Consider the following 13,915-nt stretch of genomic DNA (forward strand, 5'->3'; position numbering starts at 1 on the left):
GGCCAAGTTTGCTACATTGTGACAGAGATTTTCTTGAAAAAAATACCAAATAAAGACCCAAAATGAATGTAAAAAAAGAAAAATCCGCCCTGGAAAAATGGATGGACGCTCAAAAGGGCGAAATTGGCTTCGAATCGGCACTTCGAAGTTTAATTTCTTTTGCATGTTCAGAATGGTTTAGACGTGAAAATTTAGTTACGATTGCCCCCGAAGAGGCCCTTGCCCGGGTACTTGCCACGAACCTGCCCGACTACCCCCTGGGAATGTGGTTGGACTCGCCTGCGAGGTTCGCCCCCGAAATTGCCGATTTTTGTGAGCGGACCAAGGTGGATCCCTTGCCGGAAGCCCTGAAGGGCGGGGTGCCTACGCTGTTGGACCTGCGTGGGGTGGTTTGTCCGAACAACGCCATGCGCAGTCGTCTGGTGATGGCCGGCCTGCCCGAGGGGGCCGAACTCGAGATATACCTGGACGAGGGGTCGCCTATAGAAAATGTACCTGGAGCCTTGGTCGCCGATGGCCATATTGTCAAAAAAAGGCAAAAAAAAGAGGGCTTTTGGTCGATTTCTGTGGTCAAACGCCCTGGAAGAGTGTAGATTATAGGAGTAATGGAAAACAGGATTCTGATTATTGGTGATGAACTTTTGGGAGAACAGGGCGAAGCCGCCAACCGCTTTGCCGAAATACTCCTTTGTCGCGATGCCAACAGACCTGTCCAGTTTTCTATCAATGCTCCCGCCCCCCAAAGTTTGCAACAGCTCTATGACCGGGCCTCCGCCGACATTATCGGCAAGAAGGCCGGGCGCATTATAGTTGGCCTTGGGCTCAAGGAACTCAAACGGGGCGGTAAAGACTATAACGGAGTTTTTGGGACTTACGAAAAGTTGGCCAACGAAGTCTTGAACAAGACTTTGGCTCCCATTCACTTTCTGACAATCCCCGAGGACATGTTCCCGGTGGCGCCTTCCCAGCTGACGGCGTTGAACGACCTGATTCGCGGGCTGCAGCAGAAAGATGAAAAGCGGGTGAAAATTTTGGATTTTGCCGCCTACGTGGCGGACTTCAAGGAAAAACAGCTGGAACGTGGAAAGTTCGGCCGTAGCCTTTATACCGAAGAGGGCAACCCGACTTCTATTTGCAATACGTTTATGGCGCTGTTCCTGTACGACTTTATAAAAAGAGAATTAAAATAAAAAGGAAGGTAAACATGAGCTTGACAGACGATCATTTCGCACGCAAGATTGCTGCCCAGAGCAAGGCCTGGGAAGAAACCAACGACGCTCCCAAAAAGGAACGCTCCCGTGAACCTGCCGCCCCCAAGATGGGTATTTGCGACAAGTGCAAGAAGGAAGCCCTTTTGCGCTCCTACCGCTTTAAAGAAACCAGCGTGAGCAACGGTGCCGCCAGCTTCGGTACCGTGACCAAGCACCTCTGTGAAGATTGCGCTCCCAAGTCCCGCGCCCAGAAGGACGCCGAAGTGCCGAAACTCGACAATCGCCAGCTCAAAAACCTGATGCGCTCGGCGAGAAAGGGTTTATTGTAGATGTTGCTCATAGAGCCCGCTCGGCTCGCGGCGCACTTGCCGTTCGTTTGATTAGATATAAAAAAGAAGGCTGCCGTTCTGGCAGCCTTCTTTCGTTATTTGGCTGGAGTACAAATTACATGTTGCTGAAGATTTGGAAACCGCTGTAAGATTCTTGGCCGTGTTCGCTTTGGTCGAGGCCGCGGAGTTCTTGACGTTCGGTAACGCGGAGGCCCATCGTCTTCTTGATAGCGTAGAAGATCAGGCTAGCAGCTGCGAAGCAGGGGACTGCGTAAGCAACCACGCCGATGGCCTGAGTGCCGAGAGTGTAGTCGCCAGTGATATCGAAGATACCGACTGCCAGCGTACCCCACACACCGTTCACCAGGTGAACCGAGAGAGCGCCGACCGGGTCATCCAAGTGCAGGCGGTCGAACATGAAGACTGCACCCACAACCAGCACGCCAGCGATAGCACCGATGATCCAAGAGGAAAGCGGGCTCACCACGTCTGCACCGGCAGTGATAGCTACGAGGCCAGCAAGGCATCCGTTGAGGGCCATGGTGGCGTCCGGCTTCTTCGAAACGATCCAGCTGGTAAGGGTGGCGGTAATGATACCGGCAACAGCAGCGAGGTTCGTGGTCACGAGAATCCAGCTAGTAGCCTTCGGGTCGCCAGAGAGAGCGGAACCGGCGTTGAATCCCCACCAACCGAACCACAGCATGAACACACCGACGGTTGCGAGCGGAATGTTGTGGGCCGGAATAGCGTGAACCTTGCCGTTCACATACTTACCGATACGGGGTCCGAGAATCATCACGCCAGCGAGAGCTGCCCAGCCACCCACGGAGTGAACCAGGGTAGAACCGGCGAGGTCATGGAAACCAGCCTTGCCGATGGTGGAGAGCCAGCCGCCGCCCCATGTCCAGCTACCGACAATCGGGTAGACAAAGGCAACGTAGATGACCGTGAACACGAGGAAGGAGTTGAGCTTCACGCGTTCTGCCACGGCACCAGACACGATCGTTGCTGCGGTTGCTGCAAACATGGCCTGGAACAGCCAGTCAGTGAACAGGGTGAAGTGGCCGTTGTAGGCTGCAGTGAACTTAGAGGGGTCTGCCCAGTCACCGATGCCGAATCCGGCAAATCCAAGTACACCGGAGATCGCGTTGAACGTTCCGGGGTACATGAGGGCAAAGCCAATGGCGGCATACATCGTGATTCCTATGGCGGGAACGGCGATGTTTTTGAAAGCGACGTTGGCCGCGCACTTGGCGCGAACAAGACCCGCTTCGACACAGGCAAAGCCCAGGCCCATGATAAACACCAACATGGCGCTAATCATGATCCAAATGTTTTCTGTCATAAAGATGGCGTCGCTGACAGGTACGACAGTTGCTGCTTCGTTCATTGTGAAAATCCTTTTAAAAGTGGTTACTGTTTACCCAATCGCATCCGGGCCGGTTTCGCCGGTGCGAATGCGGATGCACTGTTCGAGTTCGGTAACGAAAATCTTGCCGTCGCCGATGGTACCTGTCCTTGCGCCAGCGATAATCGCGTCGATGCAGGGCTGTACGAATTCATCGTTCACGGCAATCTTCAAGCAGATTTTCTTGAGCAGGTTCACTTCTGTTACGACACCGCGGAAACGTTGGTTGTAGCCCTTCTGCTGACCGCAGCCAAGAACGTTTGTGACGGACATCTTGAAAATGCTTCTCTCGTATAGCGCTTGCTTTACGAGGTTTAGTCGTTCGGGTTGGATATAAGCTGTAACGAGCTTCATGTTCCTATCCTTTGGTTGAGGTTATTTCTTGTTTTGCTCAACCTATTGCAAAAGCCGTGCCAAAACGAAAATCTGGCATGGAACGACAAAAAATGGCGGTCTTTAAGAAGAAAATCAGGTTTTGATAATGTATGTTTACAACCTGTGTTTTTCAATAATTGAAATGATAACTGAAAATGTAAAATTGTGCCTAGAGCCTGAAATTATGTTATATTTCATAGAAAAGCAGGTGAATTATGTCTATCGGAATTCCCGAATTTATCTTGATTGTGGTGGTTGTGCTGCTCCTGTTCGGGGCCAAGCGTATTCCTGAACTGGCCCGTTCCCTGGGCAAGGCTCAGAACGAATACAAAAAGGCCAAGGACGCCCTGAAAGAAGAAGCCGAAGATTTGCAGAAGACTGTCGAGAAGGCTGCCGAAGCAGAAGAAAAAAAGTAGATGTTAAATCTACTTCTTGCTGCCAACCATGTCGATTGAGCAAAATCAAGAATCTAGTCTGATAACGCACCTGGAAGATCTCCGGCGTGCATTGTTGCGTTCCCTTGGGGTTCTTGCCGTTGGCATCGTGCCGCTTTTTCTGGTTTCGCCCTACGTTCTTGACTGGTTTTGTGGCCAGATTGCCTTACAGGGCGATTTTCAACTCCATTATTTCTCGCCGCTAGAAGTATTCTTGCTACAGCTTAAGATTGCGGCCCTTTTGGATGTGGTCGTCTGTTCGCCGGCCATTGCCTGGAATATTTGGCAGTTCGTTTTGCCGGCCCTTTACGAAAAAGAGAAAAAGTTTATCAGCTCCATTGTGGCGCTGACCTCGTTCCTGTTCGTGGCGGGGGTGGCGTTTTGCCTGATTGTCTGTTTCCCGCTGATTGTCAAGTTCGGCATGAGTTTTGCCAGCGATTTGCTGCAGCCTGTTTTTGGCGTGTCGAACTTGGTGAGTCTTGCACTTTGGCTTTCGCTGGCTTTCGGTTGCATGTTCCAGTTTCCGCTGGTGACCTTCGCCCTTGTTCGTGCCGGAATCGTGGAGTATGAGACGGTATGCAAAAAACGCCCCTACGTAGTAGTGGGCGTTCTCTCTCTTTCGGCGCTATTGACTCCGCCTGATATTATAAGCCAGCTGGTGCTTGGCGTGCCGACTTATTTGTTGTTCGAGGCGGGGCTTTTAGCAGCGAGGCGTTATAAAAAGCCTCGCGGTTGATTGCTTACCAGGCCACCATGGGATCGCAATCTTTCATGGGATCGCATTCTTGGCATGAGCCGTTGTTTGCGCAGGGGCGCAATTCGTCTTCTTCAAAAATTTCCTGGTTGCTTCTTTCCCCGTTTTTGTACTTCAGGTACTTGACATTTGCATAGACCTTGCTGACGGTGAATGTGAGTACGCCTATTTCGTAGGAGCTTACGTTTGCCCCGTCAGGGTAAATGACATCTACGATTATGGTGTCGCCAGAAAGTTCCGTGTAAACATCTTCAATAACAAAGTTGTTGGAAGCGTTGTACCCGTCATCGCGAATGGTAATGGTGTTGTCTTCGTTTTTCACCATGACGACATGCGGGGCGACTGCGGGGCCTTCGCGGTGCTGCAGGGAGGCGTTACGTGCCTGGGAGCGGTTGTTGTCGGCGGCCACCTTCACCCATTTGTTTTCGACGCACTGGTAGTGATTCCCGTAGAAATACAGCAGGGTGTCGGTATCGCAGGATTCCAGGTCGGGCCTGTAAATTCCGTCGGGGATTCCGTCGCCGTCGCAGTCGCCACCCGGAGCGCAGACGTCTCGCACCCAGTAATTTGCTTCGCATTTCATTTTTTCGCCGGTGGCGCAGTCGATGACAATGCTGGTGTCAATCATGGAGTTGCAGTTGGTACCATCCTCCGTTGCTACGTTGTTAGAAATGTGCCTGCAGGTTGCGATTTCACCGTTAGAGCTTGAAGAATTCGGATCTTTTTTGGACGAAGAACTGTTGATGTCCTTCGCTTCGAATGTGCTGACCCATTCTTCGTCGGTCTTTGCGGCAGGGCATTCATCTTCGGCAATGTCCGATGTGGCGGTTGTGTGAATCGTTGCCGGCTTGCTGCTGATGTCGCCGCAGTAGCTAATCAGGAACTGTACAAGCATGTGCTCGTCGCCGGTTTCGCATTCTTCGGCCAAAATGTCGACAACCTTCATGGTGTCTTTGGATATGCCTTCCAAAATGTACCCTGCGTACTTGGTGCTACCGTAGAGGTTAAACGCGTAAAGTCCGCATTCGTTCACGCCGTCCTTGACGGAGTTAATCAAGCTGGCGTATTTTTCGGACGCCTTCGGGAAGTATTTGGCGACTTTTTCGACATTGTCCTTGGTAAATTCCAATACCCCTTCTTTAATGACGTTTTCTTCGCCGTACATCGTGGCGTCTTGTACATTGTTTGCGGGGGTGCCGGAGGCGGTTGCTCTTATCGTATTGACAGCAAGGACGCCCTTGTCGAATTTGCTGGGCTTGCTGAGCCTATATTGCCATACGTAATAGTCGAGCGAACCCTTGTCGGAGGGAGGATTCTGGGCATCGCCGATGCTGGATGACGACAGGTCGGTGCTGCTCGAAGACTGTTTGTCGTTAACCGAGCTGGAGGATTGCTTGGTGTCTTTTGTCGAACTGGAGGAATCGTTATCAGCGAGTTCGTTCAACTCTTCGGAGGTTCCCACAATCTTGTCGCTGCTGGAATCGCCGCAGTTGAAGCAGAGGAGGGCTGCTGCGCCCGCGATGCAAATGTTAAGCTTTTTCATTGTTGTTCTCCTTGATGCTTTTGGTGAGCGGAAAAAGTTGAAGGTTCAGGCGGTATACCTGTTCGATATTCTTGTCTTCGGCGGCAACGGCGATTACCTTGCTGCGAAATTCGTCAAGCAGGTTCACGATGCGGTCGTAAGTGCTTCTGGAAACGCCGATGGTCACGCCGCTGAAGTTGCGCTCGTTGGTGGGAAGCTCCAGTGCCGGGGCGGCGAGTTGTGCCATTTGACGGTGCATGCCGCGCATGGCGAGTCTGGTGGCGTCGGGAGTGCCTCTCACGGATGTTTCGGACTGTGCGTAAGAGCCGTCTTTACCCTTTTTGAGGAGCCCGGTCTTGGTGAGAAAATCCAGGGAATCGCGGACTTCCTGAGCCGAGGTTTCCGTGTAGCACATCTTTGCCATTTCGCCGGGAGTGGCGCCGGGCATGAGCGGTGCAAGTTCGCGCATCATGGGGTTGCGCCAGGTGTCGTAATAGGCGAACAGGTCACCTTCCAGTACGCGCACCTTGTGGACCTTGGCGATGGCGAGCATGTCCCTGTAGGCTGCCTTCTTGGTTTCTTCGTTTGCAGCCTGGCCGAACTTGACCATGGCGCGGAAGTAGTCCAGCTCGAAGCCTGCGAGGCCGATGGCTGTAGCGACTCTTTCTACTCCGATCTTGCTGAGCTTGCTCTTTCCGTCGCAGACCACCTTCATATAAGAAGAAGAGGTGAATCCTGCAACTTTCGAGAACTCACGCCACGAGAAGGCGGAAATGCGCTTGCGCTCCTCGTAGTAGTCCAGCAGGTACTGGCGAAAGTTTGAGTATTCGATAATTGGTTTCATTGTTTTCCGTCCTGTTATGCCAAGAATATATCTCTTTTTTTTACTGCCGTCAATAGCTTTATGAAACAAAAACTAAGAAAAATGAGAAAAATCACAAGATTTTGCACAATATTTTAGAAAAATATTCTATATGCAACATGTGTTGCATATGCGGGGCGTTTTCCTTAAAAAAAGACTTTTAGTAGACCCTGATGTAGTCGACGAGCATTTCGTTGGGGAATTGGCTGTCGTCAACTTCGAAACCGGGCCAGTTGCCTGCCACGGCTACGTTCAGCAAAAAGAAGAAGGGTTTATGGAAGGCGTCGGTGCCGCCAGCGTTGTCTTCGATAGAAATTTCGTGGTACTTGAAATCGTCTACGTACATGACCATGAGCTTCTCGTCCCAGGTGAATTTGTATGTGTGGAACTGGGTGATGTCAAGTTCTTTCTTTGCACCGTGGAAGTCGCTGGTGTTGTTTCCGTATTGGGCGTGATTCCCTTCGTATTGCCAGTGATTGGTTCCGTATACGATGTTCTCGCTGTTGACTGCTTCGATGATGTCGATTTCGCCGCAGACGGGCCAGGAAACTTGATCAATGTTTTCTCCCAGCATCCAGAAGGCGGGCCAGATGCCCTTGCCGGTGGGTAGTGCGATGCGTGCTTCGACGGTGCCGTAGGTAAAGCTGAACTTGCCCTTGGTAATCATTCGGGCCGAGGTGTAGCTGACGCCTTCGTAGCTTTCTTTGTTGGCGCGGATGTGGAGGACGCCGTCCTTGATGTAGGCGTTTTCGCTACGGTCGGTGTAGTATTCCCATTCGTTGTTGCCCCAGCCGCTGGCACCTGTGCCGATTTCGAAAGTCCACTTGTCGGTATCGATGGTTTGGCCTTCGAATTCGTCGCTCCAGAGGTAAGGGGATTCGCAGGAAGAGCTTGTGACGGCTTCAGAAGAACTCGGGGGTGTTTCTGCGGAACTGGAAGATTCGGGCGCGAGGGCGTCGGACGAACTGTTTGCAATCGGTTCCGCGGAACTGGATGAAGCTTTTTCGGCCTCGGAGCCGGAATCCATGACTTCGGAAGAAGATGATGCGTCTAGAGTTTCGTTGCGGGAACTCGAATATGTTGCTCCGTCCTCGCTGCTGGCGGGCGCCGGATCCCATTGCTCGGGGATGTCTACGCTAGAAGACGAATCCGAGGAACATGCCGTAAGCGCAGCTACAGCTGCGCCTGTGAAAAATACGCCAAGTTTAGTTTTCGTGAACCGCATGTTCTAATTATATAAATTCTTAGAAAATGTCGGTGCCCAGATCCTTGGCTCCCTCAGGAATTTTCGCGAGAATCGGAAGGCCGGTTAATTTCTGCATCATGAGGATGTTGTCGTTTTCCATTTCTAGGTTCTTGCTGGTACCGTAGCGGTTGACGATGATGCCCCGGATATCAAGGCCGCGGCTTTTGGCGTATTCCACCGTCAGGACACAGGCGTTGATGGAACCCAGTGCCGCCGTAGTCACGATAAGGAGGGGCAAGTTGACGGTCTTGATGATGTCTTCGAGGAATATGGTCTGATTTTCGTCTTTACGGATGGGGCAGATGATTCCGCCGGAACCTTCGGCAAAAATGAACTCGTGGCGCTTGCAGGCAGCTTCAAAGTCTTCGCGGACTTTAGAAAGTTCAACGGGATTGCCTTCTTTGCGGGCTGCCAGGTGCGGGGAAACAGCTTCTTTGTAAACGTAGCTGACTAATTCTTCTTGCGAGTCAGGGAGATTTGCAATGGTCTTGACGTAATCGGCGTCGCCAGCGATCCATTTGCCGTCGCGAAGTTCTGCGCCGCTGAGGGCAGCCTTGTAGTATCCGGCGTCAATACCTGAGTCGCGCCATTTTTTTACGAGAAGTGCGGTCACGAAAGTTTTGCCGACATCGGTGCCGGTGGCGGTGACAAAATAACCTTTAGTTTCAGAATGCATAGTAAATACTTGATTGAAAAATTTCTCATTAACGTCATTGTGAGCGAAGCAATCCATTGCAAAAAATAGATTGCTTCGTCACTACGTTCCTCGCAATGACGAAACCGGATTATTTATTGCGCTTATGATTTTCTTGGCGGCGAATTCAAGGTCTTTGCGGGTGTGGGTTGCCATGAGGCTTGCGCGGAGGCGTGCGGCACCTTTGGCGACTGTGGGGTAGCGGATGGCCGGAATCAGGAGGCCTTCTTTTTGGAGGGCTTCTGAAATATGCATTGCCTTGGCTTCGTCGCCGATGACGATGGGAATGATTGCAGAAGGCGATGTGGGGACATTCAAGCCTTCGCTGCGGAGGCGTTCACAGAAAAATTTGACATTGTCCTGAAGTTGCTGGACGCGTTCGGGATGGGCTTCGATGAATTTAAGGTTGTTGTGCGCAGAGGCTGCAACGGCCGGCGCCATGGCTGTGGTAAAAATAAAGCTGCGGGCCTTGTTTCGGAGAAAGTCGATGAGCTGCTGCTTTCCTGCCACGAAGCCGCCCTCGGCGGCGACGGCTTTGCTCAATGTGCCGAGGGTAATGTCGGCGTGAGCACAGCCGTAGTGCTCGGCGAGACCCCTGCCGGTTCTCCCGAGCACGCCCGTGGCATGGGCCTCGTCAATCATCAGCAGAACTTCATGCTTCTTGGTGATTTGCAGAAGCTCCGGCAAATTAGCGAGGTCACCGTCCATGCTGAAAACGGCGTCGGTGACGATCAAACCGCGGAAGTTTTCTGCGGATTGCTCGCGGGCTGTTTCGAGAAAGGCTTTCTTTGCGTCTGCAATGGCGCGCTCCAAGTCGGCCATGTCATTGTGCTTGTAGACAAAGCACTTGGCGCGGGAAAGGCGGATGCCGTCGATGATGCTTGCGTGATTCAGTTCGTCGCTAAAAATAAAGTCATTCTTGCCGCAGAGTGCCGAAATGGTCCCTACGTTGGCCATGTAGCCCGTGTTGAAGGTGATGGCGGCTTCTTCGCCCTTGAATTTTGCAATTTCCGCTTCTAAGGCCTCATGGGGAATCTTGTTTCCGGTGGTAAGGCGGGCCCCGCCGCTTCCCGTACCCCATTCAAGGACCGCTTCGGCCATGGCTTGCTTCAATTCGCCGATGTTTGCCAAGTCCAGGTAAGAATTGGATGCAAGTAAAATCTGGTGGCGCGGCGCACCTTCGATTGCTGTATGCAATTCAATGTGGGCTGCTTCCGGCGATTCCAAGAGTCGCATGGTGCGGTAGGTATTGCTTGCGCGAGCCGCATCCAATGCCTCTTTGGTGAATTTATCAAGAATGCTGTTTTGCATGGTCTTATACTTCTACAAGAACTTTTTTCTTTTGCAAGAATTCGATGCAATCTTCGGCTTTTGCCTTGCGGGAATCGAACAGGAAAATGCGGCCTCCATTCTCATCGCCCATTTCCTTCATCTTCATGATGCGCACATAGCCCAGCTCCTTGCTGGCGACGTAGCCCGTGATGTAATTCGGGTCGTCGGAGATGCAGAGCTCTGCAACCATGCCGGGGGCATTTGCCACCTTTGTGGCAAGGACGATGGCTTCGTTAAAATGATTCTTGCAACTGTCGACCGTGCTGGAGTGAAGCGCGTCCATGTAGGTGGCGCGTACGCCGCGCTGCTGGTCAGGTTCTAGGCGCGTTCCTGTTGCGATGTCGTAGAGCATGGCTCCGCGCATGGGGAAGGTGGCTTGCAAAAGTTCCGGCAGTTTTTCGCGAATGCCTGCGGCTGCTTCGCCGACAAGTTCAAAAGCCTTGTCGAGCCCTTGTTGCCATGTATCCACGTCGATACGGGTGACGGGCAAGGCTTTCAAAATCTGGATGTCACTTTCTTTGACTTTTTCAATTTTGATGTTGATAAAGTCAGGGTCGCCCTTGGAATGGGTCATGGCGCGGTGGGCCATGGCCGAACAGACTGTTTCGACGGCGTCGCGGCTCACGATGCGTTCTGCACCGGAAATATGCTGTTCGTGTTTCTGTTCGCCTTCGCCGACTTGCTGCGAGGCGCGCATTTTCAAACTGTAATAATCCATTGCACTACTCGTGAAATTCGTCTTCGCCTTCTACGATCGGCGCGGGTTCGCATTCACCGATAAGCTTGATGGCTTCGCAGATGCGGTCAATTTCTGCGTCGGTGGTAATTAGGGGCGGCATGGTGTAAACATAGTTGCAGAAGGGGCGCAGCCACACGCCTGTTTCCTTGATGACTTTCAGGATGTCGTCAGCAGAGGGCTTTGCCTTGAGTTCCAAGACGCCGATGGCTCCAAGAACGCGCATGTCGGCGGCATTTTCGAGACTGCGGAGGGGCTCAAGGTTTGTGCGCAGGCGACTTTCAATGCGCTTGACGTTTGCGGCGTAGTCGCGACTCATGAACAGGTCGAGGGAGGCGATGCCTGCGGAACATGCCAAGGGGTTCGCCATGTAGGTGGGACCGTGCATGAATGCGGGAATCTTGCTGTTCGTAATGGTTTCAGCAACCTTGTCGGAGGCAACGCAGGCGGCCATGGTGATACTTCCGCCGGTGAGAGCTTTTCCGATGCACATGATATCCGGGGTTATGCCCGCATGCTCCATCGCGAATCGCGGGCCCGTGCGGTAAAATCCCGAGGCGATTTCGTCCAGAATCAGCAATATGCCTTTTTCGTCGCAAAGCTTGCGGAGACGTTTTAAGTAACCGGCGTTATAGAGCCACATGCCGTTTCCGCCTTGGAATACGGGCTCGCAAATGACGGCTGCAATTTCGCTTTCATGTTCTTCGATGACGCGTTCCATGGAGGCGAAATCGTTGTCATCCCAAGGGCTGTCGAATCGGCAGTTGGGGCGTTCGGCGAAATAGTGGTGCGGCATGATTCCGCGGAAAAGCACATGCATACCATCGGGATCGCTCAAGGCCATGGCACCTGCGGTGTCGCCGTGGTAGCCGCCCTTCAAGGCGACCAACTTGCAGCGTTCCGGGCGGCCCAGCGAATGCTGGTACTGCACCGCCATCTTGGCGGCGCATTCCACGGCGATGCTTCCTGAATCAGCGAAGAAAATCTTGTCGAGTCCCTTCGGTAAAAATTCTACAAGGCGTTTACCCAGTTCAATAGCGGGCTCGTGAGTGAATCCGCCAAACATCACGTGGCACATCTTTTCGCTTTGCTTCTGAATGGCTTCTACAATTTCAGGAGCGTTGTGCCCGTGGGCCATGCACCACCAACTAGAAACAGCATCAATAAGCTTTAATCCATCGGCGGTTTCGATTGTGGTTCCGTGGGCAGATTTTGCGAGGAACCGTGCGGGTGTATTTTTAAGCGCGGCATAAGGATGCCACAAGTGTTCACTATCGAAATCCTTAATCATACGGGGCCAAATTTAGCATATTTGGGCCGTAAATCTTGTTTGTTGCTGTCTATACGCCGCGACGCTCGGGATCCCAAATGATTTTGTGCAATTGGACTTGAAAACGGGCGTTGTTCTTAACCATTGTGGCGCTATTCAGTAACCAATTCACGATTTCTTCGTTGGAGAGCTTCCCGAAAACGGGCGAGACGAATACATGGGGCATGTCGCTCTTTTTTTCGGCGAGTTTTTTGATGACGGATTCGGTTTCTTCCAGGTCTTCGACGGTGCCTACCACGAATTTTAAGACGTCGTCGGCTCCGAGAGTCTCGAGGTTCTCCAATTTCATCTTGGCGGACATCCCGCTGCTTTTGCATTTCCAGTCCATGGTGTAGAATAGACCGGGAAAATGCCATTTGCAAGGGATGGTTCCGTTGGTTTCGATGTTGACTCGGTAGCCGTTGTCGCTTAGCTGGCGGAGCAAATCCTCTACATCTGGGTGAATCAGGGGCTCGCCGCCCGTAAGCGTTACATGGGTTATGTCGCCGTATTCTTTTACGGCGTCTAAAATTTGCGCAACGTTTATTTGTTTGTAGTCGCAACCTTCGACGGCGTACATGGAGTCACAATAGGAACACCGCAAGTTGCAACCGTGAAGCCTGATGAATACGGCAGGGAGCCCTGTTCGGAGGCCTTCGCCTTCGATGCTCTTAAAAATTTCCGAAACTTTCATGGGCTATACCTCGTATTCTACGAGGTTGCCTTCGCTTTCTTGAATTTGCACCTTGTAGCAGTGGGGGACTTGTTCGCAAATCCAGCGGGCCATGTTTTCGGCGGTGGGGTTCCCGTCTATGACATCGTTTAAGAACTGGTGGTCCAGTTTGCCGTGGACAAGTTCCTTGACGTGCGAAAAGTCGACGACCATTCCGTTTTCGTCGAGAGTTTCGGATTGGCAAAATACGGTAATGATCCAGTTGTGTCCGTGTAGACCCCGGCACTTGCTTTCGTAGGGGAGATCTAGCTTGTGTGCTCCCGAGATTTCCATGCGCTTGATGACTCGGTACATGCTATGCTCCGTATACGGTGGTGTCTTTGATGCCGGCTTCCGATAGTGCGGCCTTGCGTTCAATGCAGGTGGCGCATTTACCGCAATGGATGCTTTCTCCTTTGTAGCATGACCAGGTCTGGCTGTAGTCAATGCCGAGTATTTTGCCCCGGCGGGCGATGTCCGCTTTAGAAATTTTTGTGTACGGGGCGTCTATGGTAATGCCTGCGTAGGTCCCTGCAGAAATGGCGTCGGACATGTACTTTACGAAGATTTCGCGACAGTCAGGGTAAATGTCATGGTCGCCAAAATGGTTGGCCATCATCACCTTTGTAAGTCCGCGACTTTCGGCAATGCCTGCGGCGATGGACAACATGATTCCGTTGCGGAAAGGGACTACCGTGGATTTCATGTTTGTGTCGGCATAGCTCCCTTCGGGAATGGCGTCTGCACCGGAAAAAAGCGACGAAGTGAAGTTCTCGCGCATGAACTTCAGCGGAATCGTCAGGTGAAGGACGCCTAATTTTTCGCAATGGTACTTGGCGAAGGGAATTTCTTTGTCGTTGTGGTTGCTACCGTAGTCAAAGGACACGGCAAGGGCAATTTCATCAACACGGTCATAAAGCATGGTTATGCTGTCCATGCCACCGGATAAAATTAACAATGCGTTTTTCATGGGGTTCCTAGTTTTGTTTAT

The 13,915-nt window shown here is 52.1% G+C and carries 17 protein-coding genes; 5 read left to right on the forward strand and 12 right to left on the reverse strand.

The genetic code is table 11. The annotated features are described in order from the left end of the window. The first annotated feature begins 62 nt into the window (after positions 1-62). The 3 genes from ACJMNB_RS11815 to ACJMNB_RS11825 are packed head-to-tail and all read left to right on the forward strand — an operon-like array spanning position 63 to position 1,540. Complete coding sequence (locus ACJMNB_RS11815; RefSeq protein ID WP_405342689.1) at positions 63-593, forward strand: sulfurtransferase TusA family protein; 531 nt, start codon at positions 63-65, stop codon at positions 591-593. Between the two features lie 12 nt (positions 594-605). Further along, positions 606-1,190, forward strand: coding sequence for a hypothetical protein (locus ACJMNB_RS11820; RefSeq protein WP_405342691.1), 585 nt, complete (start codon positions 606-608; stop codon positions 1,188-1,190). A gap of 14 nt (positions 1,191-1,204) precedes the next feature. Next, positions 1,205-1,540, forward strand: a complete 336-nt coding sequence (locus ACJMNB_RS11825) for a hypothetical protein (protein ID WP_405342693.1) — start codon at positions 1,205-1,207, stop codon at positions 1,538-1,540. A 115-nt stretch (positions 1,541-1,655) separates the two neighbouring features. On the opposite strand, the gene ACJMNB_RS11830 is transcribed toward ACJMNB_RS11825, so the two are convergent. After that, complete coding sequence (locus tag ACJMNB_RS11830) at positions 1,656-2,930, reverse strand: ammonium transporter (protein ID WP_405342694.1); 1,275 nt, start codon at positions 2,928-2,930, stop codon at positions 1,656-1,658. Positions 2,931-2,960: 30 nt separating this feature from the next. Further along, positions 2,961-3,302 carry a P-II family nitrogen regulator gene (locus tag ACJMNB_RS11835; RefSeq protein WP_405342696.1) on the reverse strand — a complete coding sequence of 114 codons (342 nt, stop codon included), beginning with the start codon at positions 3,300-3,302 and terminating at the stop codon, positions 2,961-2,963. 236 nt (positions 3,303-3,538) lie between these two features. Here ACJMNB_RS11835 and tatA point away from each other — a divergent pair, with 236 nt between their 5' ends. Together tatA and tatC are read left to right on the forward strand one after the other, a co-directional pair. After that, positions 3,539-3,739, forward strand: coding sequence for a twin-arginine translocase TatA/TatE family subunit (gene tatA / locus ACJMNB_RS11840; protein ID WP_405342698.1), 201 nt, complete (start codon positions 3,539-3,541; stop codon positions 3,737-3,739). A gap of 28 nt (positions 3,740-3,767) precedes the next feature. Beyond that, on the forward strand, positions 3,768-4,493 hold the full coding sequence (gene tatC / locus ACJMNB_RS11845; protein ID WP_405342700.1) for a twin-arginine translocase subunit TatC: 726 nt from the start codon (positions 3,768-3,770) through the stop codon (positions 4,491-4,493). Positions 4,494-4,497: 4 nt separating this feature from the next. Here tatC and ACJMNB_RS11850 read toward each other — a convergent pair whose 3' ends face one another. The 10 genes from ACJMNB_RS11850 to queC form a co-directional block, all read right to left on the reverse strand. Beyond that, a complete protein-coding gene (locus tag ACJMNB_RS11850; protein WP_405342702.1) occupies positions 4,498-6,054 on the reverse strand; it encodes a hypothetical protein in 1,557 nt (518 codons plus the stop codon). Beyond that, complete coding sequence (locus tag ACJMNB_RS11855; protein ID WP_405342704.1) at positions 6,041-6,877, reverse strand: TIGR02147 family protein; 837 nt, start codon at positions 6,875-6,877, stop codon at positions 6,041-6,043. Before ACJMNB_RS11855 ends, ACJMNB_RS11850 begins: the two co-directional genes overlap by 14 nt. Positions 6,878-7,055: 178 nt before the next feature. Next, positions 7,056-8,120 (reverse strand): glycoside hydrolase family 16 protein, encoded by a 1,065-nt coding sequence (locus tag ACJMNB_RS11860; RefSeq protein ID WP_405342706.1) that lies wholly within the window; start codon positions 8,118-8,120, stop codon positions 7,056-7,058. Between the two features lie 19 nt (positions 8,121-8,139). Continuing rightward, positions 8,140-8,817, reverse strand: coding sequence for a dethiobiotin synthase (gene bioD, locus ACJMNB_RS11865; protein ID WP_405342708.1), 678 nt, complete (start codon positions 8,815-8,817; stop codon positions 8,140-8,142). Positions 8,818-8,898: 81 nt separating this feature from the next. After that, positions 8,899-10,146 carry an 8-amino-7-oxononanoate synthase gene (bioF, locus tag ACJMNB_RS11870; RefSeq protein WP_405342710.1) on the reverse strand — a complete coding sequence of 416 codons (1,248 nt, stop codon included), beginning with the start codon at positions 10,144-10,146 and terminating at the stop codon, positions 8,899-8,901. A 4-nt stretch (positions 10,147-10,150) separates the two neighbouring features. Next, the gene (locus ACJMNB_RS11875; RefSeq protein WP_405342712.1) at positions 10,151-10,885 is read right to left on the reverse strand and encodes a 6-carboxyhexanoate--CoA ligase; all 735 of its coding nucleotides are present in this window, start codon (positions 10,883-10,885) and stop codon (positions 10,151-10,153) included. A gap of 4 nt (positions 10,886-10,889) precedes the next feature. Further along, positions 10,890-12,194: an adenosylmethionine--8-amino-7-oxononanoate transaminase gene (gene bioA / locus ACJMNB_RS11880; protein WP_405342714.1), complete on the reverse strand. Its 1,305-nt coding sequence runs from the start codon at positions 12,192-12,194 to the stop codon at positions 10,890-10,892. Positions 12,195-12,243: 49 nt separating this feature from the next. Next, positions 12,244-12,906 (reverse strand): radical SAM protein, encoded by a 663-nt coding sequence (locus tag ACJMNB_RS11885; protein WP_405342716.1) that lies wholly within the window; start codon positions 12,904-12,906, stop codon positions 12,244-12,246. Positions 12,907-12,909: 3 nt separating this feature from the next. Further along, positions 12,910-13,239, reverse strand: coding sequence for a 6-carboxytetrahydropterin synthase QueD (queD, locus tag ACJMNB_RS11890; RefSeq protein WP_405342718.1), 330 nt, complete (start codon positions 13,237-13,239; stop codon positions 12,910-12,912). Position 13,240: 1 nt separating this feature from the next. Continuing rightward, positions 13,241-13,894 carry a 7-cyano-7-deazaguanine synthase QueC gene (gene queC, locus ACJMNB_RS11895; protein ID WP_405342720.1) on the reverse strand — a complete coding sequence of 218 codons (654 nt, stop codon included), beginning with the start codon at positions 13,892-13,894 and terminating at the stop codon, positions 13,241-13,243. Positions 13,895-13,915 lie beyond the last annotated feature (21 nt).

The organism is Fibrobacter sp. (assembly GCF_045131395.1).
GTDB lineage: Bacteria > Fibrobacterota > Fibrobacteria > Fibrobacterales > Fibrobacteraceae > Fibrobacter.

Coding starts and splice junctions, on each gene's coding strand:
- queD (WP_405342718.1), bottom strand. CDS start 13,239: ATGTACCGAGTCATCAAGCGCATGGAAATCTCGGGAGCACACAAGCTA.
- ACJMNB_RS11855 (WP_405342704.1), bottom strand. CDS start 6,877: ATGAAACCAATTATCGAATACTCAAACTTTCGCCAGTACCTGCTGGAC.
- ACJMNB_RS11815 (WP_405342689.1), top strand. CDS start 63: ATGAATGTAAAAAAAGAAAAATCCGCCCTGGAAAAATGGATGGACGCT.
- ACJMNB_RS11860 (WP_405342706.1), bottom strand. CDS start 8,120: ATGCGGTTCACGAAAACTAAACTTGGCGTATTTTTCACAGGCGCAGCT.
- queC (WP_405342720.1), bottom strand. CDS start 13,894: ATGAAAAACGCATTGTTAATTTTATCCGGTGGCATGGACAGCATAACC.
- ACJMNB_RS11830 (WP_405342694.1), bottom strand. CDS start 2,930: ATGAACGAAGCAGCAACTGTCGTACCTGTCAGCGACGCCATCTTTATG.
- tatA (WP_405342698.1), top strand. CDS start 3,539: ATGTCTATCGGAATTCCCGAATTTATCTTGATTGTGGTGGTTGTGCTG.
- ACJMNB_RS11875 (WP_405342712.1), bottom strand. CDS start 10,885: ATGGATTATTACAGTTTGAAAATGCGCGCCTCGCAGCAAGTCGGCGAA.
- bioA (WP_405342714.1), bottom strand. CDS start 12,194: ATGATTAAGGATTTCGATAGTGAACACTTGTGGCATCCTTATGCCGCG.
- ACJMNB_RS11825 (WP_405342693.1), top strand. CDS start 1,205: ATGAGCTTGACAGACGATCATTTCGCACGCAAGATTGCTGCCCAGAGC.
- ACJMNB_RS11850 (WP_405342702.1), bottom strand. CDS start 6,054: ATGAAAAAGCTTAACATTTGCATCGCGGGCGCAGCAGCCCTCCTCTGC.
- bioD (WP_405342708.1), bottom strand. CDS start 8,817: ATGCATTCTGAAACTAAAGGTTATTTTGTCACCGCCACCGGCACCGAT.
- tatC (WP_405342700.1), top strand. CDS start 3,768: ATGTCGATTGAGCAAAATCAAGAATCTAGTCTGATAACGCACCTGGAA.
- ACJMNB_RS11885 (WP_405342716.1), bottom strand. CDS start 12,906: ATGAAAGTTTCGGAAATTTTTAAGAGCATCGAAGGCGAAGGCCTCCGA.
- ACJMNB_RS11835 (WP_405342696.1), bottom strand. CDS start 3,302: ATGAAGCTCGTTACAGCTTATATCCAACCCGAACGACTAAACCTCGTA.
- ACJMNB_RS11820 (WP_405342691.1), top strand. CDS start 606: ATGGAAAACAGGATTCTGATTATTGGTGATGAACTTTTGGGAGAACAG.
- bioF (WP_405342710.1), bottom strand. CDS start 10,146: ATGCAAAACAGCATTCTTGATAAATTCACCAAAGAGGCATTGGATGCG.